Origin of the sequence: Rhodanobacter soli, from assembly GCF_040548735.1 — a bacterium.
Classification (GTDB): domain Bacteria; phylum Pseudomonadota; class Gammaproteobacteria; order Xanthomonadales; family Rhodanobacteraceae; genus Rhodanobacter; species Rhodanobacter soli_A.
In genome coordinates, this window is record NZ_JBEPSD010000001.1 from 717,287 (window position 1) to 740,115 (window position 22,829).

23 protein-coding genes are annotated in these 22,829 nt (G+C 66.5%); 11 read left to right on the forward strand and 12 right to left on the reverse strand.

Translation table 11 applies throughout. The annotated features are described in order from the left end of the window. Positions 1-66: 66 nt before the first annotated feature. From ABIE04_RS03365 to ABIE04_RS03380, 4 genes are read left to right on the forward strand one after another with little or no spacing between them, the layout of a single operon-like run. A complete protein-coding gene (locus tag ABIE04_RS03365) occupies positions 67-903 on the forward strand; it encodes an alpha/beta hydrolase (protein WP_354547160.1) in 837 nt (278 codons plus the stop codon). Continuing rightward, complete coding sequence (locus tag ABIE04_RS03370; protein ID WP_354547161.1) at positions 903-1,283, forward strand: EamA family transporter; 381 nt, start codon at positions 903-905, stop codon at positions 1,281-1,283. Before ABIE04_RS03365 ends, ABIE04_RS03370 begins: the two co-directional genes overlap by 1 nt. Beyond that, positions 1,280-1,675: a DMT family transporter gene (locus tag ABIE04_RS03375; RefSeq protein WP_354547162.1), complete on the forward strand. Its 396-nt coding sequence runs from the start codon at positions 1,280-1,282 to the stop codon at positions 1,673-1,675. Before ABIE04_RS03370 ends, ABIE04_RS03375 begins: the two co-directional genes overlap by 4 nt. A gap of 20 nt (positions 1,676-1,695) precedes the next feature. Continuing rightward, a complete protein-coding gene (locus ABIE04_RS03380; protein WP_354547163.1) occupies positions 1,696-2,907 on the forward strand; it encodes a DegT/DnrJ/EryC1/StrS family aminotransferase in 1,212 nt (403 codons plus the stop codon). A 2-nt stretch (positions 2,908-2,909) separates the two neighbouring features. Here ABIE04_RS03380 and ABIE04_RS03385 read toward each other — a convergent pair whose 3' ends face one another. Continuing rightward, positions 2,910-3,791, reverse strand: a complete 882-nt coding sequence (locus ABIE04_RS03385; RefSeq protein WP_354547164.1) for a hypothetical protein — start codon at positions 3,789-3,791, stop codon at positions 2,910-2,912. Then, positions 3,784-4,854, reverse strand: a complete 1,071-nt coding sequence (locus tag ABIE04_RS03390) for a GNAT family N-acetyltransferase (RefSeq protein ID WP_354547165.1) — start codon at positions 4,852-4,854, stop codon at positions 3,784-3,786. The genes ABIE04_RS03385 and ABIE04_RS03390 overlap by 8 nt, the downstream gene beginning before the upstream one ends. Positions 4,855-4,922: 68 nt before the next feature. On the opposite strand from ABIE04_RS03390, the gene ABIE04_RS03395 reads away from it, so the two are divergent. Beyond that, positions 4,923-5,195 (forward strand): acyl carrier protein, encoded by a 273-nt coding sequence (locus tag ABIE04_RS03395; RefSeq protein WP_354547166.1) that lies wholly within the window; start codon positions 4,923-4,925, stop codon positions 5,193-5,195. Further along, on the forward strand, positions 5,195-6,427 hold the full coding sequence (locus ABIE04_RS03400; RefSeq protein WP_354547167.1) for a beta-ketoacyl-[acyl-carrier-protein] synthase family protein: 1,233 nt from the start codon (positions 5,195-5,197) through the stop codon (positions 6,425-6,427). The genes ABIE04_RS03395 and ABIE04_RS03400 overlap by 1 nt, the downstream gene beginning before the upstream one ends. 80 nt (positions 6,428-6,507) lie before the next feature. Here ABIE04_RS03400 and ABIE04_RS03405 read toward each other — a convergent pair whose 3' ends face one another. Together ABIE04_RS03405 and ABIE04_RS03410 are read right to left on the reverse strand one after the other, a co-directional pair. Next, a complete protein-coding gene (locus ABIE04_RS03405) occupies positions 6,508-7,911 on the reverse strand; it encodes an aspartate aminotransferase family protein (protein ID WP_354547168.1) in 1,404 nt (467 codons plus the stop codon). Positions 7,912-7,958: 47 nt separating this feature from the next. Next, entirely contained in the window at positions 7,959-8,660 is a 702-nt protein-coding gene (locus ABIE04_RS03410; RefSeq protein WP_354547169.1) for an MtnX-like HAD-IB family phosphatase, read from the reverse strand. Between the two features lie 140 nt (positions 8,661-8,800). Between ABIE04_RS03410 and ABIE04_RS03415 the strand changes: the two genes are divergently transcribed. Further along, on the forward strand, positions 8,801-9,583 hold the full coding sequence (locus ABIE04_RS03415; RefSeq protein ID WP_354547170.1) for a MipA/OmpV family protein: 783 nt from the start codon (positions 8,801-8,803) through the stop codon (positions 9,581-9,583). A gap of 65 nt (positions 9,584-9,648) precedes the next feature. On the opposite strand, the gene ABIE04_RS03420 is transcribed toward ABIE04_RS03415, so the two are convergent. The 4 genes from ABIE04_RS03420 to ABIE04_RS03435 form a co-directional block, all read right to left on the reverse strand. Further along, positions 9,649-9,963, reverse strand: a complete 315-nt coding sequence (locus ABIE04_RS03420; protein ID WP_354547171.1) for a non-heme iron oxygenase ferredoxin subunit — start codon at positions 9,961-9,963, stop codon at positions 9,649-9,651. Further along, complete coding sequence (locus ABIE04_RS03425) at positions 9,960-10,508, reverse strand: GNAT family N-acetyltransferase (RefSeq protein WP_354547172.1); 549 nt, start codon at positions 10,506-10,508, stop codon at positions 9,960-9,962. The genes ABIE04_RS03420 and ABIE04_RS03425 overlap by 4 nt, the downstream gene beginning before the upstream one ends. A gap of 203 nt (positions 10,509-10,711) precedes the next feature. Further along, positions 10,712-11,644 (reverse strand): 2-dehydropantoate 2-reductase, encoded by a 933-nt coding sequence (panE, locus tag ABIE04_RS03430; protein WP_354547173.1) that lies wholly within the window; start codon positions 11,642-11,644, stop codon positions 10,712-10,714. 1 nt (position 11,645) lies between these two features. After that, positions 11,646-12,560, reverse strand: coding sequence for an acyltransferase (locus tag ABIE04_RS03435; RefSeq protein WP_354547175.1), 915 nt, complete (start codon positions 12,558-12,560; stop codon positions 11,646-11,648). A 369-nt stretch (positions 12,561-12,929) separates the two neighbouring features. Between ABIE04_RS03435 and ABIE04_RS03440 the strand changes: the two genes are divergently transcribed. The 4 genes from ABIE04_RS03440 (at position 12,930) to ABIE04_RS03455 (ending at position 17,629) form a co-directional block, all read left to right on the forward strand. Then, positions 12,930-13,454 carry a Csu type fimbrial protein gene (locus ABIE04_RS03440; protein ID WP_354547176.1) on the forward strand — a complete coding sequence of 175 codons (525 nt, stop codon included), beginning with the start codon at positions 12,930-12,932 and terminating at the stop codon, positions 13,452-13,454. Next, positions 13,454-14,194 carry a fimbrial biogenesis chaperone gene (locus tag ABIE04_RS03445; RefSeq protein WP_354547178.1) on the forward strand — a complete coding sequence of 247 codons (741 nt, stop codon included), beginning with the start codon at positions 13,454-13,456 and terminating at the stop codon, positions 14,192-14,194. Before ABIE04_RS03440 ends, ABIE04_RS03445 begins: the two co-directional genes overlap by 1 nt. 136 nt (positions 14,195-14,330) lie before the next feature. After that, on the forward strand, positions 14,331-17,123 hold the full coding sequence (locus ABIE04_RS03450) for a fimbria/pilus outer membrane usher protein (RefSeq protein WP_354547179.1): 2,793 nt from the start codon (positions 14,331-14,333) through the stop codon (positions 17,121-17,123). Continuing rightward, entirely contained in the window at positions 17,120-17,629 is a 510-nt protein-coding gene (locus ABIE04_RS03455; protein WP_354547181.1) for a Csu type fimbrial protein, read from the forward strand. The genes ABIE04_RS03450 and ABIE04_RS03455 overlap by 4 nt, the downstream gene beginning before the upstream one ends. A gap of 44 nt (positions 17,630-17,673) precedes the next feature. On the opposite strand, the gene ABIE04_RS03460 is transcribed toward ABIE04_RS03455, so the two are convergent. The 4 genes from ABIE04_RS03460 to sufB all read right to left on the reverse strand — a co-directional run bounded on the left by ABIE04_RS03460 (position 17,674) and on the right by sufB (position 22,824). Beyond that, a complete protein-coding gene (locus tag ABIE04_RS03460; protein ID WP_354547182.1) occupies positions 17,674-18,921 on the reverse strand; it encodes a cysteine desulfurase in 1,248 nt (415 codons plus the stop codon). Between the two features lie 132 nt (positions 18,922-19,053). Continuing rightward, the gene (sufD, locus tag ABIE04_RS03465; protein ID WP_354547183.1) at positions 19,054-20,373 is read right to left on the reverse strand and encodes a Fe-S cluster assembly protein SufD; all 1,320 of its coding nucleotides are present in this window, start codon (positions 20,371-20,373) and stop codon (positions 19,054-19,056) included. Beyond that, complete coding sequence (gene sufC, locus ABIE04_RS03470; protein WP_354547185.1) at positions 20,370-21,149, reverse strand: Fe-S cluster assembly ATPase SufC; 780 nt, start codon at positions 21,147-21,149, stop codon at positions 20,370-20,372. Before sufC ends, sufD begins: the two co-directional genes overlap by 4 nt. A 208-nt stretch (positions 21,150-21,357) precedes the next feature. Beyond that, a complete protein-coding gene (sufB, locus tag ABIE04_RS03475) occupies positions 21,358-22,824 on the reverse strand; it encodes a Fe-S cluster assembly protein SufB (protein WP_354547186.1) in 1,467 nt (488 codons plus the stop codon). Between the last annotated feature and the right edge of the window lie 5 nt (positions 22,825-22,829).

Genomic DNA, 22,829 nt, shown 5'->3' on the forward strand with positions numbered 1-22,829 from the left:
GGAAACCGCCGGCTGCGAACATCGTTCGCATGAAAACCGCCGCGATCCATCCCACAGGGCAAGCGCGTGATCCAGCAGACTGACTTCTTCTTCGAGGGCGGACGCAGCGGCGTGCTGCTGATCCACGGCCTCACCGGCACGCCGATGGAAATGAAGCTGCTCGGCAAGGGCCTGCACCGCGCCGGCTTCACCGTGCACGGCATGCAGCTGGCCGGCCATTGCGGCGACGTCGACGACCTGCTCGCCACCGGCTGGCGCGACTGGTACGCCAGCGTCGAGCAGGCCGCCGACGCGATGCTCGGCAAGGTCGACCACCTGTTCGTCGGCGGCCTGTCGATGGGCGCCCTCCTGGCGCTGAAACTGGCCGCGGACCGGCCCGGTCGGATCGCCGGCGTGGGCGTGTACGGCGCCACTTTCCGCTACGACGGCTGGAGCATTCCGCCGCTGGCGCGGCTGTCGTTCCTGCTGCCGCTGCTGAAGAAACTCGGCATCGGCCGCGGCCGCAGCTTCATGGAGCAGCCGCCCTACGGCATCCGCGACGAACGCCTGCGCGCGCAGGTCAGCACGGCGATGCTCAGCGGCGACAGCGCCGCCGCCGGCCTGCCCGGCAACCCGTGGTACTCGCTGGCCGAGATGTACGGCCTGGCCGCCAGCGTGCGCCGCCAGCTGCGCCAGGTCACCGCGCCCTGCCTGGTCGCACACGCCAGCGACGACGACGTCGCCAGCCTGAAGAACGCCGAGCTGGTGATGCGCGAAGTCAATGCGCCGGCCGAACTGCTGCTGCTCGACGACAGCTACCACATGATCACCATCGACAAGGAACGGCGCACCCTGATCGATCGCTCGGCCGCGTTCTTCGACGGCATCGCCGCGTCGAACGGCACGCAGCGTGCCGCGGCCTGATGATGCCGGCGGAGGGCTCCATCTCCACCCTCGTGGCGGGCCTGTGGCTGCTCAACATCGTGCTCGATACCGGCGGCCAGCTGGCGTTCAAGGCGGCCGCGGGCGATGAGGCGGCCGGCGATGGCCTGGCGCGCTGGAAACACATGGCATCCAGGCCATGGTTGTGGCTCGGCATCGGCAGCTACGTGGTCGAATTCCTGGTGTGGATCGCCTTCCTGTCGCTGGTCCCGCTGTCCGAAGGCGTGTTGCTGGGTTCGATCAACATCGTGGCGATCATGCTCGCCGGGCGTTTCCTGTTCGGCGAGAAGCTGACCCGGCTGCGGGTCGCCGGCATCCTGCTGGTCACGCTCGGCGTGGCGATCGTGGGAGTCAGCGGATGAAGCGCTTCTACCTGTTCGGCTTCCTGCTGCTGATGGGCTTCGACACCCTCGCGCAGGTCAGCTTCAAGTACGCTGGCACCCAGGCGCTGCCGGTGGAAGCCAGCCTGGCATGGCTGTTGCGCGTGTTCGGCCAGCCGTGGGTCTACGGCGCGGTAATCGGCTACGTCGGCGCGTTCTTCACCTGGATGGCCTTGCTGAAACACGCGCCAATCGGCCCCGCCTTCGCCGCCTCGCACCTGGAAGTGGTGTCGGTGATGCTGCTGTCGATCTGGCTGTTCGACGAGCATCTCGATCTCGCCCGCGTCCTGGGTGCCATCGCGATCATCGCCGGCATCGTCTGCCTGGGTATCGCCGAAGGCCGCGAACACGCGCCGGAACCTGCCGTAGCCTGAGCACCGGCTAAGCTGCGCCCATGCTGCCCCGCCGCCACCACGAACTGCCGCCCACTGCCGGCCTGCCGCTGCGGCCGAGCGACCTGCTCCCGGGCGCGCCGACCCTGGCCGCCGACATCGCCGCGCTGCTGGACACGCCGCCGCTGCAGCTGGAGTGCTCCGGCACCGCTGCGCTGCTGATCGCCTTGACCACGCTGCGCGAGATGCAGCCGCAGCGCGGTCGCGTGGTGGTGTCGGCGTTCACCTGTCCGCTGGTGGCGATCGCCGTGCAGCAGGCCGGATTGGAGCTGCAGCTGTGCGACCTGCGCCACGGCCATTACGACATGGATCCCGCCGCGCTGCGCGCCGCCTGCGACGAACGCACGCTGGCGATCATGCCCACCCATCTGGCCGGCCGCGTCGCCGACGTCGACGATGCGCTTGCCGTCGCGCGCCAGGTCGGCGCCTACGTGATCGAGGACGCCGCCCAGGCGCTGGGCGCACGCCGCGACGGCGTCAGCGTGGGGCTGGCCGGCGACGTGGGATTCTTCAGCCTGGCCGCCGGCAAAGGCCTGTCGATCTACGAAGGCGGACTGCTGCTGGCGCGCGACCCGTCGCTGCGCGAACGGTTGGCGCACACCGCCGCACGCCTCGTGCCGCGCCGCCCCGGCTGGGAATGGAAGCGCCACATCGAGCTGCTCGGCTACGCCGCGCTGTACCGGCCGTGGGGCTTGCGACTGGCGTATGGCAACCCCCTTCGTCGCGCCCTGCGTCGTGGCGATCCGGTGGCCGCCGTGGGCGACGACTTCCCGCTGACGATTCCGCTGCACCGCGTCGGCCGCTGGCGCCAGGCCGTCGGCGCACACGCCGCCGTCCGCCTGCCGGCGTTTCTCGACCGGCTGTCGGCGCAGGCGCAACGGCGCCTGTCGCGACTGCGCCAGATCGGCGGCGTCGAAGTGTTCGACGACGACGACGGCGCCCGCGGCACCTGGCCGTTCCTGTTGCTGCTGCTGCCTGACCGGCAACGCCGCGACGCCGCGCTGGCACAGCTGTGGCCGTCCGGCTACGGCGTCAGCCGCCTGTTCATCCACGCCCTGCCCGACTACGCCTATCTCGCCGGCATCGTGCCCGCACAGGATGTGCCGCACGCCCGTGATTTCGCCGCACGCAGCCTCACCCTCGGCAACAGCCCGTGGATGACCGAAGCGGATTTCGAGGCAGTTTGCGCTGCGCTGGAAGCGGTACTGCGCTGAGCTCAACCGGAGCGCCGCGCGATGGCGGCCAGAAGCTGCAGGTTCAGCGCATGCTGCTGCGCCTGCCAGTCGCTCAGTCGTGCCGGATCGATGTCCGGTTGCGCATCCAGCGCGGACAGCCGGCGTTTCCACCAGGTGCGGTAGCGGTAATGCGACACCTCGCCGTTGATGTCGCTGCCGACCAACCCCCGGCGCAGGCTGCCGATCAGTTCCAGGGCATGGTCGGTCAGCAGCCGTCCCTGATCCCAGTTGGTATGCGCCACGACCGGGGCGAACACGTCCTTGTCGATCGACAGGTAGCTTGGCGTGGCCTGCGTGCGCTGCGAGTCCGCGAAGGCATCGACCATCGCCGCCGGCGTGTCGAAGCTGCGGAAAGCGCGCGCCAGACCGAGCCGGCGCGACCAGCCGGTGTCCACGCCCATGCTCCAGTAGCTCAGCTTGCCGCGGCGCAGCGGCGCCAGGTAGTTCTCCCACGCGTGGCCCGCGCCGATGTCGGACGAAGTGATGCCGAGCACGTGCACATGGCTGACCTGCGGCAGCATCGCCACCCGGCGCACCCATGAGCCGCAATGCACGCCGAACGGAAAGCGCATGTTGTCCGGGTGGTTGTCCAGCACCACGACCTGGAACGGCGCCTGCGGCTGCAGGCGCGCTATCAGCGGCCAGCTGAGGTGATGGAAGTCGCCGCTGCCGGTGAAGACGGTGCCGTAGTCGGCAGGCAGCAATTCGTCGAGCATGGCACCGAAACGCCGGATGGCCGCCAGCGAGCAGCCGAAGCGGATCGATTCCTGCCAGTGTTCCAGCGGCAGCACCAGGCGATCCGGCAGCGGCCCGACCGAGTGGTCGATGTCGAGTACGACCGGGCGATTGGCCAGATTACTCATCGTTGGCCCCCGTGGCCGCCTGCCAGCTGCGATCGCTTTCGAAATGGCCGCCCAGGCGGCGCAGCAACGCCCGCAGCAAGGGGTTGCGCGCATACACCGCGTGGCGGGTGAAGGTCATGCGGGCGCCGAGGAAGGCCTTCACTTCCGGATCGGTCCAGCCGGCCACGTAATGGCTGAGCCCGCGCTGCCGCGCATAGTCGAGATTGTGCATCCAGCTGACGAAGTACAGGTTGTGCTCGCGCGCCTGCGGATAGGCGAAGCCGACGTACTTGTCGATCAGCCGGCCGCCGTACTCGTAGCAGAGATTCCAGCCGATCATCTCCCCGGCATGGCGATAGACGAACACCACGCCGCCGCTCCCGCCATCCTGCAGTACGGCGCGGAAGAACGCCGCGGCCGGCCGGTCGAAATGGATTTCGCTTTGCGCGTACACGTTGTCGAACAGCGCATGGAACGCGGCCAGCGTCGCCTCGTCGTGGAAGCGCGCGTCGCCGGTCGGCACCGCTTCGATCTCCAGTTCGGCCAGCGAGCGCAGCTTGCGCCGGATGTTCTTCCGGCGGCCGGACGACAGCCGCGCGAGATACTCGTCGTTCGAGCCGAAGTCGATCGGCACCCACGCCAGCGCCTGGCCCTCCAGCAGCACGAAGCCGGCCGCCGCGCAGGCGCTGGCGAAGGCGCGCGCATACGCGTTGTCGCCCGCGCCGAGCAGCGGCGAATCCTGCGCGATGTCCTTCACGATCAGCAGCCGGCATTCGCGCCCATACGCCGCTTTCAATCCCTGCGCCAAAGCAGAGGGTGCCACCGTCGACGGCAAAGGCGCGTATTCGGACACGGTGGTGCCGGCGAAGCGCGTGCGCCAGCGCAGCAGGCGGCCCCAGCGGCGGTAGCCCGGCAGGCCGGCCATGCGCCGGCGCAACGCGTCGTCGGCCGTGGTCAACACGTCGAACGGCGCCACGAACACCGGCATGCCCTGCGCCGAATGGCCGGCTGCAAAACCGACCGGCGGGTGCGCCATGAAGGCGCCGAGCAGGGCATCGGGTTCGAGTTGTGCGATGAAAGGCATGCGTAAGCCAGCCCGTCTAGACTGCTTGGGACATGACATTGTCTCCAGCCGCCAGGGATCTCTCCGCCATGAACGACACCATCCAGCAGCAAGTGTTCGAGATCATCGCCAAGCAGGCCAAGACCGAGGTGGCCAACGTGAAGCCCGAGTCCACCCTGAAGGATCTGGGCGTCGCCTCGCTGGAGGCGATCGAGTTGATCTTCGACATCGAGGAACACTTCAACATCAATTTCCCCGACCAGCAAGGCGCCAACTTCGACAGCGACTCCGCGCAGAACCTCGTCGATGCGGTGCAAAAGGCGCTGGCCGACAAGGCCGCCGCCGACGAGGGATCGAAGTGATGCAAGGCCCCGCCTCGCGCCGCGTGGCGATCACCGGCATGGGCGCGATCAGCCCGCTCGGCGTCGGTGCCGAGACGCTGTGGCAGGGCCTGCGCGAAGGCCGCAGCGCGATCGGCCCGCTGCATCACCCCGATGCCGAACGGTTGCGCGTGAAAGTCGCCGCGCAGGTGCCCGACAGCTTCGACCCGGCGGCGAACATCGACGAACGTACCCTGCCGATGCTCGACCGCACCTCGGAATTCGCGCTGCACGCAGCACGCGAGGCGGTCGCGCAATCCGGACTGGACTTCCGCCAGGGCCAGCTCGGCCTGCGCACCGCGGTGATCGTCGGCACCGGTGTGGGCGGCGAAACCACCCAGGACGAACAGAGCCGGCGCCTGTACGGGGAAAATGCCGCCCGCGCACACCCGCTGACCATCGTGCGGCTGATGACGAACGCCTCGGCCAGCCACATCAGCATCGCCTGGGGCCTGCACGGCCCCACCTTCGCGGTGGCCAGCGCCTGCGCCTCGGCCAACCACGCGATCATCCAGGCGGCGCAGATGATCCGCTGGGGCCTCGCCGACGTCGCCATCACCGGCGGCACCGAGGCCTGCCTCACCTACGGCGCACTGAAGGCATGGGAGGCCATGCGCGTGCTGGCCGACGACACCTGCCGCCCGTTCAGCATCAACCGCCGCGGCCTGGTGCTTGGCGAGGGCGCCGGCATCTTCGTGCTGGAATCCATGGAACACGCGCAAGCGCGGGGCGCCACCATCCTCGCCGAACTGGCCGGCAGCGGCATGACCGCCGACGCCACCGACATCGTGATGCCCAGCGCCGACGGCGCCGCCGCCGCGATGCGCCAGGCGCTGGACGATGCCGGCCTCGCGCCGCAGGACGTCGACTACGTCAACGCCCACGGTACCGGCACCCAGGCCAACGACGTCACCGAGAGCCGCGCGATCCGGCTCGCCTTCGGCGCGCACGCCGAACGCCTCGCGGTGTCCTCGACCAAGTCGATGCACGGCCACGCGCTGGGCGCTTCCGGCGCACTGGAGCTGGTGGCGGTGATCGGTGCGCTGCGCGACAGCGTGGTGCCGCCCACCGCCAATCTCGACCAGGTCGACCCGGCCTGCGACCTCGACTACGTGCCGAACGTCGGCCGACCGATGCCGGTGCGTGCCGCACTTTCCAACTCGTTCGCGTTCGGTGGACTCAACGCGGTGCTGGCGCTCAAGCGCGCTTCCTGAAGCCGCCATGGGTCCGAAACGGAAGAACCCGGTGGCGATCCACCGGGTTCCGGTCGTACGTGGCACACCGGCAACCCGCATCACGCCTTCTTGGCTTTCGTCAGCAGCTGGTCCAGCAACGCGATCGCCAGATCGATCTCCTCATGGGTGATCTCCAATGACGGCGCGAACGTGATCACGTTCTTGTACCAGCCGCCCACGTCCAGCACGAGGCCGATCTTCCTGCCGTTGTGTTCGAGGTCGCCGGCCAGGCCGATGTCGACCATCTTGTCCAGCAGCGCCTTGTTCGGCGTGAAGCCATCGTCCGTGCAGATCTCGGCACGTAGCGCCAGGCCGAGGCCGTCGACGTCGCCGATTTCCTTGTGGCGCTTCTGCAGATCGCGCAGGCCTTCGAGGAAGTGCGCGCCCTTCCTCGGCACGCTGGTCTCATAGTCCAGCTCGTAGCCCATTCTGATCACTTCCAGGCCCAGCGCGGTGCCGAGCGGATTGGAATTGAACGTGCTGTGGGTCGAGCCCGGCGGAAAGACGGTCGGATTGATCAGCTCTTCGCGCGCCCACAGGCCGGACAGCGGATTGAGGCCATTGGTCAGCGCCTTGCCGAACACCACGATGTCCGGCGTCACACCGAAATGTTCGATCGACCACAGCTTGCCGGTGCGCCAGAAGCCCATCTGGATTTCGTCGGAGACCAGCAGGATGCCGTACTGGTCGAGCACCTTCTTCAGGCCCTTGAAGAAACCCATCGGCGGCACGACGTAGCCGCCGGTGCCCTGGATCGGCTCGACGTAGAACGCGGCATATTCGCACTGGTTGGTCTTCGGGTCCCACACGCCGTTGTATTCGGTCTCGAACAGGCGGGCGAACTGGTTCACGCAGTTCTCCGAATACTCCTCGGCCGTCATGCCCTTCGGACGGCGGAACGGGTACGGGAACGGCAGGAACATCGCGCGCTCGCCGAAGTGGCCGAAGCGGCGGCGATAGCGGTAGCTGGAGGTGATCGACGAGGCACCCAGCGTGCGGCCGTGGTAGCCGCCTTCGAACGCGAACATCAGGCTCTTGCCGTTGCGGGCGTTGCGCACGATCTTCAGCGAATCCTCGATCGCCTGCGCGCCGCCCACGTTGAAATGCACGCGGCCGTCCAGGCCGAACTTCTTCTTCGCATCCAGCGCCACCGTCTTGGCCAGCTCGATGCGGGTCTGGTGCAGGTACTGGCTGGCCACCTGCGGCAGGATGTCGATCTGCCGCTTCAGCACGTTGTCCAGACGCGGGTTGCGGTAACCGAAATTCACCGCGGAGTACCACATCTGCAAGTCGAGGAACGGCACGCCGGCCGTGTCGTACATGTAGCTGCCTTCGCAGGTGCGGAAGATCTTCGGCGGGTCCACATAGTGCACGGTGTCGCCGAACGAGCTGTACTTCGCCTCGTCGGCGAGCAGTTGGGCGTCGTCGATCACGACGGAAGCGTTCTTGTCGAAAACATTCATCGGAAGTCCGGAGTCGGGGAAGTAGGGATCGCGCGGGACGGCGCCGGTCAGGCCGACGTCTTCAGCGCAGGCACGAGAGGATGGTCGAACAGGCTGCCGTCGAGCAGCTGCGGCAGGAACTCGAGCGCATCCTCGAAGCCGGTGATCGGCACGTAGGGAATGCCGGCGGCGCGGCAATGCTCGATCAGGCGATGCTTGGCGAACACGAAGTCGACGCGGTCGGCGGCGCAGAAGTCCGACGCGCCATCGCCGATCAGCAGAGTCTTCGCGCCGCCCGCGCGGGCCTGGGCCACGCAGGCGCACTTGCAGGTACCGCTGCGGCAACCGTCGACCTGGAACGGCGAAGTCAACTGCCACTGTTTCGGCGGCGTGGCGGGTGCCAGGTGGTTCGCCGACAGCGGCAGGTCATCCAGACCATAGCGGGTGAGAATCCGGTGGATCGCGTAGTCGAGACCGTCGCTGACCACACGGATCGGCACGTCCAACTCGCGCGCCTTCGCCACGAAACCCGGAAACGCGTGGTCGATCCACATCTCGGCCAGGTGAGCGTCGAGTTCGGCGCGGCTCATCTGCAACAGCTCGACCTGCCCGGCCATGCATTCGCGCGAACCGATCCGGCCGGCGCGCCAGTCCTGCTCCAGCACTTCCCAGCCGGGGCGACCGAAACGGTCGAGCAGCGCGTCGATCACGTCCTCGACGGAAATGGTGCCGTCGAAATCGCACAGGATGGTCCAGCCGGAAACGGGCATCGATGGCACGCTCGCAATGACGATAGGGCGCAGCGTAGGAAAGCTGTCTTTCGGCGCCCTTTCCCCTTTCCGAACGGATGCTGAGCACATGCGCCGTGGCGTCTGCCGAAGCGCGCCGGCAGCCCCTATGCTGCCGTCCCATGCCGAACCGCCGCTCTATCCTGCTGCAACCTCGCCTGCTGTTGGCAGCGTGCCTGCTGTGGCCGCTGAGCTGCATCGCGGCGACCGACCCGGCCGTGTTCGCCGTCGGTGCCGGCATGCAGCGCATGCCCAGCTGGCCTGGCGCAAAGAACCAGCACAGCGAGCCGGTGCCGTACATCGACATCGAACTGCCCGGTCGCGGCAGTTTCTCCACGCTGGACGGACTGCAGATCGACCTGATCCGCGGCGATGCATGGCATGGCGGTATCCATGGCGATTACCAGTGGGGGCGTTCGCGCGACGACCTCGGCAGCCTGCGCGGAAAGATCGCGTCGCTGCCGCCGCGGATCAACCTGGGCGGTTACCTGGAATGGCAGCTCACCCGGCAGTTCGACGTGGGCGGCAACCTCGGCCACGACATCAACGGCGCCGGCGCCTACCTCGAGCTGTATGCCGAATGGGACCTGCCGCCGGCCGGCCTGCTCGAACATGCCGTCGCGCTGCACTGGCAGGCGATGAACGCGCCGGCGATGCACCGCTTCTTCGGTATCAGCCCGCAAGCGGCACGCGCGCTGTCGGTGCCGGCGTGGCAACCCGGCGCCGGCAGCCAGCTGGCCTCGCTGGAGTACGACCTGTTCATGCCCACCAGCAAGCACACCGGCGTGGCGCTGGTGCTGGTCTACGGACGCCTGCTCGGCGGTGCCGCGGACAGTCCGCTGGTCACCCGTTACGGCTCGCGCACGCAGCTGTCCGAATCACTGGCGTTCATGTACCACCTGTGAGGCCGCGCGCGATGTCGGCAAGGCCTTCTGCCGTGTATCGGCGTTACGGCGAAGCCCGGCGGATCTCAGCGATCGTCGCGGGTCCAGATCGCGCCATCTTCCTCGTGCACCGGGAAGCTGGCGATCGGCTCGTACGCCGGCGGTTTCGTCACCGCGCCGGTGCGCAGGTCGAAGCGCGCGCCATGGCGCGGGCATTCCACCTCGAAGCCGAACACCTCGCCGCCGGCCAGGTCGCCGCCGTCGTGGGTGCAGGTGTCCTCGACCGCATACAGCGCGCCGTCGATGTTGTACACGGCGATCGGCGTGTCGCCGTCCCACACCACCTTGTACTCGCCCGGAAGGAAATCGCTGCGGGTGCCGACCCTGACCCAACCATTCATGCCGCGACCTCGTCGAAGTCCTTCAGCAGCACCTCGAAGCGCAGGTCGTCGCGGCGGGGAATGCCGAAGCGCTCGTCGCCGTACGGGAACGGCTGGTACTCGCCGGTGCGCCGGTAGCCGCGGCGACCGTACCAGGCGATCAGTTCCTCGCGCTGCACGATCACCGTCATGCGCATGCCGCGGCAATGCCATTCCTCGCGCGCGATCCGTTCCGCCTCGGCCAACACCTGTTTACCGAGGCCGCTGCCCTGCTCGGCCGGATCGACCGCGAACATGCCGAAGTAGCCGGCGTCGCCCTGGCGCTCGACATGGCAGCTGGCCTTGAGCCGACCTGCGGACTCGGCCAGCAGCACGCGGCTGCCGGGCCGTTCGATCAGCGCGCGCACGTCGGCCGCGTCGGTGCGTTGGCCGTCGAGCAGGTGCGACTCGGTGGTCCAGCCGCGCAGGCCGGATTCGCCGCGATAAGCCGACTCGACCAGGGCCACGATGGCATCGACGTCGGCGAGGGTCGCCGCGCGGAAGATGGGGGAAGGTTGTGTGGTCATGCGCGGATGATAAGGCCTCGCCCGTTTCGCCCACCATGACCTAGAACAGGCACGCCGCGCGTGACCTTCGACACTGGGCAGCAGAAGTGGGCCGCCTTCGTGCCGAGGATCGGCCATCCGGTAAGTGGCGCGACTGGTCCAGTCTCGCCCTGAGCACCGCGTTCGGCACCAGCGGGGCCGCGGCTTTTTTCATGCATGCAGCATCACGCCGACGGGGACGCCCGGCTTGCCTCGTAGACCTTCAGATGGGTGTAGGCCACAGCCAGCAGCGAGCGCTCGTCGCGCGACCGGTCGGCGCGCGCCAGCATGTCGCCAAGCACATGGTCAGCCTCGATCGGATACCCGTGCTGCAGGTCGCGCAGCATCGAGGCGGTCAGCGTGGAACCGGCCTCGGTGAGCACGCTGCGGGCGCGTTGCAGGGTCTTCTCGTCGGGTGCGTGGCCGGATCGCTCCGCCACGGCACGGCAGTCCTCCAGCAGGTCCAGCGCCGCGGCAGTGCCGCCGGGCGCGGCCACGATATCGCCGACCGAGCCGCGCATCAGGCAGGTGATCCCGGCCAGCGTGGCCAGGAAGATCCACTTGTCCCACATGTCCTGCAGCACCGTGTTGCTGGGACGCGCGTCGAAGCCCGCATCGGAAAGGGCCTGCGTGATCTGCTGCATGCGTCCGGACGCGCTGCCGTCGCGCTCGCCGAAGGTGAGGCTGTGCGATGTGTTCAGATGCCGCACGGCGCCCTGCGCATCCAGCGTGGCGGCGATCACGCACTGCCCGCCCAGCACGTGCCGCGCACCGAAGCGCGCGTCCAGCAGGTCGAGTTGCCGCATGCCGTTCAGCAGCGGCAGGATCGCGGTCTGCGGCCCCACTGCCGGCGCGATGTCGGCCATCGCCTGCTCCAGGCCATACGCCTTGCAGCTCAGCAGGATCAGGTCGTAGGGGGAACGCAGCCCGCTCGCCAGCACGGTGGGCGGCGACGGCAGGTCGGCGTCGCCGGTGGCGCTGCGGATCAGCAGGCCATGTTGCGCCAGCTGCGCCGCACGCTTTTCGCGCACCAGGAACGTCACGTCGCGCCCGTGCTGCAGCAGGCGACCGCCGAAGTAACCACCGGTGGCGCCAGCGCCAACGATCAGAATGCGCATATCAATCTCCTGTCGGTGCGGCATCTGCCGCCATCAGCATGCGTCCGGCCCGGGCATCCTTCTCGCTCCACAGCGTATTCACCCACAGCTTGACGCGCCCGCGAAACGCCGTGTCCTCGTCGTAACTGCCCATGAGTGCAGCGTCGATCGGAAGCTCGCGCACGTGCACGCGGATATCGCGCACGCGGCCGGCGATGAGGTCCATCATCGTGGGGCGACCCTGCGGGTAGACGACGGTGACGTCGAGGATCGCGTGCAGCGCGTCGCCCATCGCGTCGAGCACGAACGCCAGGCCGCCGGCCTTCGGCCGCAGCAGATGGCGGTAGGGCGAAGACTGCGCATCGTGCTTGGCCGGCGTGAAGCGGGTGCCTTCGACAAAGTTCATCACCGAGACCGGCATGTGGCGGAATTTTTCGCAGGCGCGGCGGGTGGCCTCCCGGTCCTTGCCCTGCAGCTCGGGATGCCGGAGCAGGGTTTCCTTCGAGTAGCGTTTCATGAAGGGAAAATCCAGCGCCCACCACGCCGGTCCCAGCAACGGCACCCAGATCAGCTGGCTCTTGAGGAAGAAACGCAGGAACGGGATGCGCCGGTTGAACACCTTCTGCAGCACCGGGATGTCCACCCAGCTCTGGTGGTTGCACAGCACCAGGTAATTGCCGTTGCGGCGCAGGCCGTCCAGCCCCTCGACCTGCCAGCGGATGCGGGTGAACACGCCGAACAGGATGTTGTTGACCCCGATCCAGCTCTCCGCGACGGCAACCAGCGCGCGCGAACACGCAAGCCGGATTGTGCGCATCGGCGACAGCAACTTCAAAAAAGTCAATGAAAACAGCGCCAGCACATGCAAAACGGTATTGAGCGCAAGCAGCAACATCGCCAACGGCAAACGGATAAAGCCGGGAAGTGAGGCAATCATCGAAAACCAGAACAGTGGGGAAGTCCCAAGAATAACCGCTCGGCCATCCGCGCCGCAGTGGACACTGACTCGACGATTTCAGCCGCACATTTTCCAGTAGTCGAAATCTTCTGAACAGGCGCCCGTGCAATCGCCGGTTGCGACAAAAGTAGCCTCAAGAATTTTTCTTCGGCGCCGATAAATTGACACGGGGATGCCGTTCAGACCCGAACGACAAGCTGGTCTCCCGCGCACCGGAAGAAAATGCGATGCACATCACATTTTCTTTGATTCGAAATCTTCCTGCATCCAAAACTCGCGTTTTAGCCCACTTCTTGCAGCACCAACAAGGCCGTCACTTCATCACTACAAACCAAGGGATTCCAAATCATGCACAACAGAATCATGAAATCCGCCCTGGCGACCGCAACGGTCTTGGCAATCTCCACTTTCGCCGGTACGGCCCATGCGGGCACGGCGACCAGCAACCTGCCGATCTCGGCCACGGTTTCCGCCAGTTGCGTCATTGATGCATCTTCGGGCATTGCGTTTGGTGCCTACGACCCTATCGTCATCAACAAGACGCTCGACCTCGATGTCTCCGGAACCATCGATACGACCTGCACCAATGGCTCCGCCGCCACCATCACATTGGGACAGGGCATCGCCCCCGCAGGCGGTTCGACGGCTGCTGCACCTGTTCGCCAGATGAAGAGCGGCACGGACATCCTTTCCTATCAGCTGTACAGCGATGCCGGCCACAGCACGGTATGGGATGACGTTACCGGAGTATCGGCCCCGACTGGCACGGGTGCGGCGGAACCGATTACCGTCTATGGCCGGGTGGCCCAAGGCCAGAGCACCGTCCCGACAGGCAGCTATACGGATACCGTGGTCGCCACCGTCACCTTCTGATGATGAAGTTCTCCCTGCACCAGGCCGCTTGCGGCTTGGCCCTTTCCCTGACCGTGGCAGGCTCGGCATGGGCCGGGTCGTTCCAGGTCAGCCCCCTGCGAGCGACGCTCTCCGGCAGTCAGCCGGTGAGCGCGCTTACCGTTCGCAATGCCGGTACGCAACCCGCCGTCATCCAGCTGGAGGCGATGGCGTGGTCGCAACCGGCGGGCGAAGACAAGTACGTGCCGGCCCCCGACATCCTGGCTACGCCACCCATATTCACCATACCGGCAGGTGGCTCCCAGGTGATCCGGGTGGGCTCGCGCCGACCAGCCGACGCCAGCAGTGAGCGCGCCTACCGTCTGTTCCTGCGTGAGGTGCCACCGCCACCCAAGCCCGGCTTCAAGGGCCTGCAGATGGCATTGCAAATAAGCCTGCCGGTGTTTGTGGTACCCGCCACGAAGATCGCTCCCGACCTGCATTGGCAAGCCGTTTCAGCAACGAACGGACAGATAAGGATCGGCGTGACCAACCGTGGCACGGCCCACGTGCGGTTGGCCGGCTTCACGCTGTCGCCGACCGGCAGCTTACGAAAGCTGCCTGTGTTGACCCAACCGGTTTACGTGCTTCCCGGCGCAACACATGACTGGCTGGTCGATGTCCGAGGCGCCGTAGCGGCTGGCAGCACATTGCACGTCTCTGCCCAGGCCGACACGGACACCGGCGCCGTACAAGCCGACGTGCTCGTGTCGGATCGCTGAGTCGCACCACTCAACCCGACGACAGGCCTGCGATACATACGGTTTCCTTCACGAAGAGCAGGAACGATACGTGCATGTTGCCCGGCTCACTGCAGCGGCCGTTGCATCGACATCGGTTCGCCGGTTGCCGCAATCCATGCTGCGCCGTTTGCCGGTAGACCCGACGCCGTTTCGAAGCGGGACGGCCATGGCTTGTGCCGCTCTGCTGGCCATGCTGCCGGGCGAAGCGCCCGCGACCACCCGTGTCCATGCCGTGCGCGTCGGCCTGGCACCGGATCACGTACGACTCGTGCTCGAGTCGAGCGAACCGATCCAGGCCCATGTCGTGCAATCGCTGCGACCCGGAGCCTTGATCATCGACCTGGACGATGTCGCTCTGGACGCCGTCATGGCAACGCTCGCGCAAAAGATAGGCAGCCACAACCCGTACCTCAAATCCGTCACGATCAGCCACGACAATACGGGCAGTACGCGGATGGAGTTGATCCCGCTGGTTCCCGTCACGCCCCATATATTCAACCTCAGGCCGGGCGGCGGCCACGGCAATCGCATGGTGGTGGACATCTATCCCGACCAGTTCACGCCGCCACCGTCGCGGGCGCGTGCCGAAACAGCCGTGCCGGCGGTCGTCACGCCCGGGGAAAGCGGCACAGCCAGCGCCACCGCGGCGCCATCGGCGCCGGTGCCCAAAGCTCCCATCGGCATGCCCGAGGAAATGTGGCTCGAGGTTCATATCAACGATGAACTCGCAGGAACGGCGCTGGTACTGCGCGATGCGGCGCATCGCCTGCTGGCGCGGAACGAGGACCTGCAACAATGGCGAATCCACGTCACCGGAGCGGCAGTCACCCATCACGGGGCGGATTCGTACTACCCGCTCGACGCCATCAAGGGATTGACCTATCGCATCGATGAATCGCGCCAGTCGCTCATGCTGAATGTACCCGCCGGGCTGTTCGATGCGACACAGCTCAGCGGACTTCCCCGCAACCTGCTCGAACCCACTCCGTCACCGCCGGGGGCCTATCTCAACTACGACATTTCCGCCAATCGCTCGCAGCGGGGCGACATGTCCGGTGGCGCCTTCGTGGAATCGGGCATCTTTGGCCGATGGGGCAACGGCATCGGCACCGTGCTTGCCCGCCGCCTCGACGGCCGCAACCGGATCACCCGCCTGGATACCACCTGGAGCTACGACCGGCCGGGGAAAATGCAGAGCTTGCGCTTCGGCGACGACATCAGCGGGACGAGCAGCTGGGGGCGTCCGGTGCGCTTCGGCGGCGTGCAGTTGGCGACCAATTTCGCGACCCAGCCGAGCTTCATCACCTTTCCCATGCCGACCCTCGGCGGTACGGCAGCAACGCCGTCGACGGTCGATTTTTACGTCAACAACGTCCTGCGGCTCAGGCGCGACGTACCCAGCGGACCATTCACCATCCAGGATCTGCCGGTGGTCACCGGACAAGGCGAGATCCGTCTGGTGGTGCGCGACCTGCTCGGTCGCGAACAGACCGTGTCGCAACCCTTCTACGCCAGCGGCGGCCTGCTTGCCGAAGGTTTGCGGGACTACTCCTACGAAGCAGGTTTCGAGCGGAAAAACTACGCTCTGCACAGCAATGATTACGGCCGTTTCATCGCGGCGGGCACCGAGCGCCTTGGTTTTTCGGACACGTTCACCGGCGAGCTGCATGCGGAACTGCTGCGCGAGCAGCAGACGATCGGCGCAGGCGGCACGTACCTGTGGTCGACCGTCGGCGTGATGACTGCAGCGGTGGCCGCCAGCCATGATGCCGCAGGGTCCGGCGGACTGGCGTCGCTGGGGTTCCAGCATCAGTCCGGCTATTTCAGCTACGGCGCACGCACGCAATTCACCAGCCCCGGCTTCGTGCAGCTGGGCTATGAGCCACAGGCCCTGCCACCCCGGCAAACCACAACCGCGTTCATGAGCCTGGGCACCTACAACCATGGCTCGATGGCGCTGAGCTACACCCATCAGGATTTCCGCGACGCCGCGGACTTGAAGCTGGTGGGCGTGAACTACAGCCGTTCGGTGGGCAGGCTGGGTTACCTGACGTTGTCCGCGCTGCGCATCATGGGCGAAGACGCCGGCACCTTGTTTGGCCTGACTGTCACCATGCCCCTGGGCGAACGCAGCAGTGCAAGTTTCAACGGGCAAGCCCATGCCGGATCGAGCCGGGGAACGATCGAGCTGCAGCAAAGCCTTCCTGCGGGCACCGGGGTGGGCTATCGGCTGCAGGCCGGGCTGGCAGCCACCGATCCGCGCCAGGCGGGCATCAGCCTGCAGAATGACGTGGGCACCTACTCCCTCGACGTGGCGCAAAGCCGGGACCAAAGCGGGTATCGGGGTTCCATGCGCGGCGGCATCGCCCTGCTGGACGGCCAGGTCTTCCTCACCCGGCGGATCAACGACAGCTTTGCCGTGGTGCAGGTACCCGGCTACGCGGATGTACGGGTATATGCCGACAATCAGCAGGTGGCCCGCACGGATGACAACGGCTACGCACTGGTCCCGCAACTGCGCCCGTACCAAAAAAATCCGATCCGCATTGAACAGGCCGACCTGCCGCTGGACGCCGAGATCGCCAGCCTGCGGCTCGACGCCGTACCCTACCGGCATGGTGCGCTTTCGCTCAAATTCCCGGTGAAGCACTCGCGCGGAGCGGTGCTCAGCATCACGATCCAAAACGGTGCCTTTCTGCCGGCCGGCGCGGAGGTGGCCATGGCAGGCAACGAGAGCACCTTCCCAGTCGGCATGCGCGGCGAGGTTTACCTCACTGGCCTGGCGAAAACGAACGCATTGCATGTGACGTGGCAGGGGCAGGGCTGCGATCTGACGATCGACTTTCCCGACACGCACGATCCATTGCCCCACCTGGGGCCACTCGCCTGTCCCGGGATACGACCATGATGATGCAGATGATGCATGAGAAGAAACGAGGCAGTGATCGCGCAAATGCCTCCTCGGCGGTATCCAGCGCGCGACTGCAGGCGCTTTCATGGCTGATGGCGATGGCGGCGGCGCTGGTCGCCACCTCATCGAATGCCGCAACGTGCACGCTCAGCACGCAGGGCGTGAACTTCGGCAGCTATGATTTTCTGAGCAGCCAGAACCTTGACGGTGTCGGCCACGTCGTCGTGAGCTGTGACACAAGCACCAGCTACACCATCGGGCTGAGCCCGGGCAGCGGATCCTACATGGCGCGACTGATGACCAATGGCCCGCACCAGCTTGCATACAACCTCTACACGGACGCTACGCAAACCATGGTCTGGGGCGATGGCAGCAGCGGCACCGCTGTCGTCGACGGAACGGGAACGGACGTGGATCACACCGTCTACGGAAGCGTGCCGGCGGGTCAAAACCCGTACGTCGGTTCCTACAGTGACGCCATCACGGTGACGCTGACCTTTTGATCACGCTGCCTCTATTTGCGAGTCGACGGACTGGCTGGCATGCCTCACATCAGCAGCTTGCGCACCTTGAGCAGGGCCACGATGAACGCGTCGATCTCCTCGCGCGTGTTGTAGAACGCCAGCGAGGCGCGCAGCGTGGCGGGCACGCCATAGAACTGCATCAGCGGATGCGCGCAGTGATGGCCTGAGCGCACCGCGACGCCCTGCAGGTCGAGCAGGGTGGCCATGTCGGTGGCCTGCGCGCCTTCCAGCAGGAAGGAGATCACAGGCTCCTTCTCCGCTGCCTCGCCGAAGATGCGCAGGCCGGGAATCTCGCGCAGGCGTTCGGTGGCGTAGTGCAGCAGTTGCTGCTCCCACGCATGGATCGCGGCGAAGCCCACCGATGCGTAGTAGTCGATCGCCGCCGATAGCCCGACGAAACCGGCGATGTTCGGCGTGCCGGCCTCGAACTTGTGCGGCGGCGCGGCGAACGTGGTGCCGCTGAAACGCACCTCGCGGATCATCTCGCCGCCGCCGAAGAACGGCGGCATCGCCTCCAGGTGTTCGCGCTTCGCCCACAGCACACCGGTGCCGGTGGGGCCGAGCATCTTGTGCCCGGTGAGCGCGTAGAAATCGCAGCCCAGCGCCTGCACGTCGACCGGCCGGTGCGGCACCGCCTGCGAGCCGTCGACCAGCAGCGGGATGCCGCGTTTCCTGCACTCGCGCGCGATCTCGCGCACCGGATTGACCGTGCCCAGCACGTTGGAGACGTGGGTGACGCAGGCCAGTTTCACCTCCGGCGTCAGCATCTCGATGTACTTCTCGACGATCAGCTCACCGCGCTCGTCGATCGGCGCGGCCTTGACCGTGGCGCCGCTGCGTGCGGCCACCAGCTGCCACGGCACGATGTTGGCGTGGTGTTCCATCACCGTGGTGAGGATCGCATCGCCGGCTTTCAGTCGCGGCAGCGCATAGCTGTAGGCGACCAGGTTGATCGACTGGGTGGTGCCGGAAGTGAGGATCACCTCGTTGCGCGACGGCGCATTGATGAACCCCGCCAGCTTGTCGCGCGCGCCTTCGTAGGCGGCGGTGGCCTCTTCACCGAGCTGGTGCACCGCGCGCGCCACGTTCGCGTTGTGCTCCCGGTAATGCGCGTCCACCGCCCCGATCACCGACAGCGGCTTCTGGCTGGTATTGGCGTTGTCGAGATAGACCAGCGGCTTGTCGTGAACGCTGCGCGCCAGCAGCGGAAAATCCGCGCGGATGCGCTGGACGTCGAAGACGGTGGGCGTGCTGGCTTGTAGTGAAGTCATCTTCGACGTTTTCCGGTTTTGGCTCCCTCCCCTGCTTCGCAGGGGAGGGTTGGGGTTCGCTCTTGATTTGAAAGTCAAAAGCCTTACCCCCTCCCGACCTCCCCCTGCAGGCAGGGGGAGGAGATAAAAGCATCAGGCGGGCAATTGCGCGATCAGCAACGCCGACAGATGCTCACGCAGCTCCTTGTTCGGCAGATCATCCAGCACGGCGCGGCAAAACGCGGCGGTCAGCAGCGCGCGGGCCTCGGCCAACGGGATGCCGCGCGAACGCAGGTAGAACAGCGCGCGTTCGTCGAGCTGGCCCACGGTGGCACCGTGCGCGGCCTTCACCTCGTCGGCGTAGATCTCGAGTTCCGGCTTGGTGTCGATCTCGGCGGTCGGCGACAGCAGCAGGTTCTTGTTGTTGAGGCTGGCGTCGCTGCCGTCGGCGCCGGGGGCCACCACGATCGCCCCGCGGAATACCCCGCGCGCGCGGTCGTTGGCGACGCCGCGCCAGTTGGACGTGGAGGTGGTGTTCAGCGCCTGGTGGCGGATCGCCAGCTGGGTATCGACATGCTGGCGGCCGTGCGGCATGAACGCGCCACGGGTATGCAGCTGCGCCTCGTCGCCGACCAGCTCGGCCTGCAGGTCATGCCGCACCAGCGCGCCGCCCAGTTCCAGCACGTGCAGCAGCGCCTGTGCGCGTGCGTGCAGGCGCAGGCTGCTGCGGCGGATCAGGTTCGCACCGAGCGCGGCGTTCTGCAGCACGGCAAGATGAAGCTGCGCGCCATCGCGCAGCACGATATCGCTGACCAGGGTGGCCAGTTGGGCCTGCTCGCCGCTGCTCACGTAGTGCTCGACCAGGCTCAGCGAGGCACCCTCGCCCAGTTCGATCAGGTTGCGTGCATGCCAGGCCAGTTCGGTTTCGGCTGCAGCACCGATGAAGACGAGGTGCACCGGTGCATTGATCTTCGCGTGGGCAGCGACCCGCAGCACCACGCCATCACCGGCGCTGGCGGCGTTGATCCGCACGAACGCATCGGCGGCCTCGCGGATAGGTCCGACCAGAGCCGGCCGCGACAGCGCAAAACGCAGCGGCTCCGCATCGCCGCGCAGCGCCTGCGACAGCGGCTGCAGCAAAAGCCCGTCGGGCAGCGCATCGGGCGCCGACAGGTCGGCGCGGAACACGCCGTTGACGAAGACCAGCCGCGGCCCGTCGACGCCGGGCAACGCGAACGTCGCCGCATCGACGACACGCGTTGCGGCGGCGGCATCGCCACCGGCGAAGCTGCGCTGGCCGAGTCCACGCAACGCGGTGTACTTCCACGCCTCGACCCGCGTATCGGGCAGGCCGCCGGCGGCGAACGCCGCGCGATTCTCGCGCCGCGCCGCGTCCAGCCAGGCGACGCCGCTGGCCGGCAGCGGCGCGTCGAGCAGCGACGCAACCAACGGCAGGGATGCCGGCTGGCTCATGCCACCGCTCCTGGCCGCCGCGGATCCGCCGGATGGCTCATGCCGATACCGGCATAACCGTGTTCTTCCAGCTTCAGCGCCAGCGACTTGTCGCCGCTCTCGACGATGCGGCCATCGGCCAGCACGTGCACGAAATCCGGCACCACGTAATCGAGCAGGCGCTGGTAGTGGGTGATCATCAGGAACGCGCGCTGCGGTGAGCGCAGCGTGTTGACGCCCTGCGCCACCTGCTTCAGCGCATCGATGTCCAGACCCGAATCGGTCTCGTCGAGGATCGCCAGCTGCGGTTCCAACACGGCCATCTGGAAGATCTCGTTGCGCTTCTTCTCGCCGCCGGAAAAACCCTCGTTGACGGCACGATGCAGCAGCTCGTCGGAGATCTGCATCACCTTCAGTTTCTCGCGCACCAGCTTGAGGAACTGCATGGAGTCCAGCTCTTTCTCGCCGCGAACCTTGCGCTGCGCGTTCAAGGCCGCACGCAGGAAATAGGTATTGTTGACGCCGGGAATCTCCACCGGATACTGGAACGCCAGGAACACGCCGGCCGCGGCACGTTCCTCCGGCGCCAGCGCGAGCAGGTCGATGCCGTTGTAGGTCACGCTGCCGGCGGTTACCTCGTAACCGTCGCGACCGGAGAGCACGTTGCCCAGCGTCGACTTGCCGGCGCCATTCGGCCCCATGATCGCGTGCACTTCGCCCGCGTTCACCTCGAGGCTGAGCCCCTTGAGGATTTCCTTGCCCTCGACGCGGGCGTGCAGGTTTTCGATTTTCAGCATTTCTGTTCCTGATTTTTAGCCCCTCTCCCGTTGGGGGAGGGATTGGGGTGAGGGTTCGGGTCAGGCCGCGATATCACGCTCCGCCCGCACCCTCATCCGCCCTTCGGGCACCTTCATTCGGCACATCCATGTGCCTCACCTTCGGCGGCTCGCGCCGTGCAAATCGGCAATCCTGCCGATTTGTCTCCCAGAGGGAGAAGGGAAAGCATCAGCCGACGGCGCCTTCCAGCGATACCTCAAGCAGCTTCTTCGCTTCCACCGCGAACTCCATCGGCAGTTCGCGGAAGACCTGCTTGCAGAAGCCGTCGACGATCATCGACACCGCGTCCTCTTCCGGGATGCCGCGCGCGCGGCAGTAGAACATCTGGTCGTCGGAGATCTTCGAGGTGGTGGCCTCGTGCTCGACGATCGCGGTGGGGTTCTTCACTTCCATGTACGGGAAGGTGTGTGCGCCGCACTTCTTGCCGATCAGCAGGCTGTCGCACTGGGTGTAGTTGCGCGCGCCCTCGGCGCCCTTCTCCATCTTCACCAGGCCGCGGTAGCTGTTGGAACTGCGCCCGGCGCTGATGCCCTTGGAGACGATCTTCGACTTGGTGTACTTGCCGAGGTGGATCATCTTGGTGCCGGTATCAGCCTGCTGGTAATGATGGGTCAGCGCCACCGAGTAGAACTCGCCCACCGAGCGGTCGCCGCGCAGCACCACGCTAGGGTATTTCCAGGTGATCGCCGAGCCGGTTTCCACTTGGGTCCAGCTGATCTTGGAATCATCGCCGCGGCAATCGCCGCGCTTGGTGACGAAGTTGTAGATGCCGCCGACGCCGTTCTCGTCGCCGGGGTACCAGTTCTGCACCGTGGAATACTTGATCTGCGCCTTCTCCAGCGCGACCAGCTCGACCACCGCCGCGTGCAGCTGGTTCTCGTCGCGCTTCGGTGCGGTGCAACCTTCGAGGTAGGAGACGTGCGCGCCTTCCTCGGCCACGATCAGGGTGCGCTCGAACTGGCCGGTGTTCTGCGCGTTGATGCGGAAATAGGTGCTCAGCTCCATCGGGCAGCGCACGCCCTTGGGAATGAACACGAAGCTGCCATCGGAGAACACCGCCGAGTTCAACGCAGCAAAGAAGTTGTCGCCGGTCGGCACCACACTGCCCAGGTATTTGCGCACGATGTCCGGGTATTCGCGGATCGCCTCGCTCATCGAGCAGAACAGCACGCCGGCCTCGGCCAGCTGCTTGCGGAACGTGGTGCCGACCGAAACCGAGTCGAACACCGCATCCACCGCCACGCCGGCCAGCGCGGCGCGCTCGTGCAGCGGAATGCCCAGTTTTTCGTAGGTTTCCAGCAGTACCGGATCCACCTCGTCCAGCGACTTCGGCGCGACCTTGGGCGCGGCGTAGTAGCTGATCGCCTGGTAGTCGATCGGGTCGATGTTGAGCTTGGCCCAATCCGGCTTCGGCATCGTCAGCCAGTGGCGAAATGCCTCCAGCCGCCATTCCGTCATCCACTCCGGTTCGTGCTTGATCGCCGAAATCGCGCGGACGGTGCCCTCGTCCAGACCCGGCGGCAGGCCGGTCATCTCGATCTCGGTGATGAAGCCGGCGGCGTAGCTGCGGCCAAGAACCTCGGCCACGCCGGCGTTGTCACGAAGCGTGGCGGCGGTGCTGCTTTCGTTGTTCATGATCT

Coding starts and splice junctions, on each gene's coding strand:
- ABIE04_RS03440 (WP_354547176.1), top strand. CDS start 12,930: ATGCACAACAGAATCATGAAATCCGCCCTGGCGACCGCAACGGTCTTG.
- ABIE04_RS03420 (WP_354547171.1), bottom strand. CDS start 9,963: ATGAATGGTTGGGTCAGGGTCGGCACCCGCAGCGATTTCCTTCCGGGC.
- ABIE04_RS03410 (WP_354547169.1), bottom strand. CDS start 8,660: ATGCCCGTTTCCGGCTGGACCATCCTGTGCGATTTCGACGGCACCATT.
- ABIE04_RS03460 (WP_354547182.1), bottom strand. CDS start 18,921: ATGACTTCACTACAAGCCAGCACGCCCACCGTCTTCGACGTCCAGCGC.
- ABIE04_RS03390 (WP_354547165.1), bottom strand. CDS start 4,854: ATGCCTTTCATCGCACAACTCGAACCCGATGCCCTGCTCGGCGCCTTC.
- sufD (WP_354547183.1), bottom strand. CDS start 20,373: ATGAGCCAGCCGGCATCCCTGCCGTTGGTTGCGTCGCTGCTCGACGCG.
- sufB (WP_354547186.1), bottom strand. CDS start 22,824: ATGAACAACGAAAGCAGCACCGCCGCCACGCTTCGTGACAACGCCGGC.
- ABIE04_RS03425 (WP_354547172.1), bottom strand. CDS start 10,508: ATGACCACACAACCTTCCCCCATCTTCCGCGCGGCGACCCTCGCCGAC.
- ABIE04_RS03415 (WP_354547170.1), top strand. CDS start 8,801: ATGCCGAACCGCCGCTCTATCCTGCTGCAACCTCGCCTGCTGTTGGCA.
- ABIE04_RS03370 (WP_354547161.1), top strand. CDS start 903: ATGATGCCGGCGGAGGGCTCCATCTCCACCCTCGTGGCGGGCCTGTGG.
- ABIE04_RS03445 (WP_354547178.1), top strand. CDS start 13,454: ATGATGAAGTTCTCCCTGCACCAGGCCGCTTGCGGCTTGGCCCTTTCC.
- panE (WP_354547173.1), bottom strand. CDS start 11,644: ATGCGCATTCTGATCGTTGGCGCTGGCGCCACCGGTGGTTACTTCGGC.
- ABIE04_RS03455 (WP_354547181.1), top strand. CDS start 17,120: ATGATGATGCAGATGATGCATGAGAAGAAACGAGGCAGTGATCGCGCA.
- sufC (WP_354547185.1), bottom strand. CDS start 21,149: ATGCTGAAAATCGAAAACCTGCACGCCCGCGTCGAGGGCAAGGAAATC.
- ABIE04_RS03385 (WP_354547164.1), bottom strand. CDS start 3,791: ATGAGTAATCTGGCCAATCGCCCGGTCGTACTCGACATCGACCACTCG.
- ABIE04_RS03435 (WP_354547175.1), bottom strand. CDS start 12,560: ATGATTGCCTCACTTCCCGGCTTTATCCGTTTGCCGTTGGCGATGTTG.
- ABIE04_RS03400 (WP_354547167.1), top strand. CDS start 5,195: ATGCAAGGCCCCGCCTCGCGCCGCGTGGCGATCACCGGCATGGGCGCG.
- ABIE04_RS03395 (WP_354547166.1), top strand. CDS start 4,923: ATGAACGACACCATCCAGCAGCAAGTGTTCGAGATCATCGCCAAGCAG.
- ABIE04_RS03380 (WP_354547163.1), top strand. CDS start 1,696: ATGCTGCCCCGCCGCCACCACGAACTGCCGCCCACTGCCGGCCTGCCG.
- ABIE04_RS03405 (WP_354547168.1), bottom strand. CDS start 7,911: ATGAATGTTTTCGACAAGAACGCTTCCGTCGTGATCGACGACGCCCAA.
- ABIE04_RS03450 (WP_354547179.1), top strand. CDS start 14,331: ATGCTGCGCCGTTTGCCGGTAGACCCGACGCCGTTTCGAAGCGGGACG.
- ABIE04_RS03375 (WP_354547162.1), top strand. CDS start 1,280: ATGAAGCGCTTCTACCTGTTCGGCTTCCTGCTGCTGATGGGCTTCGAC.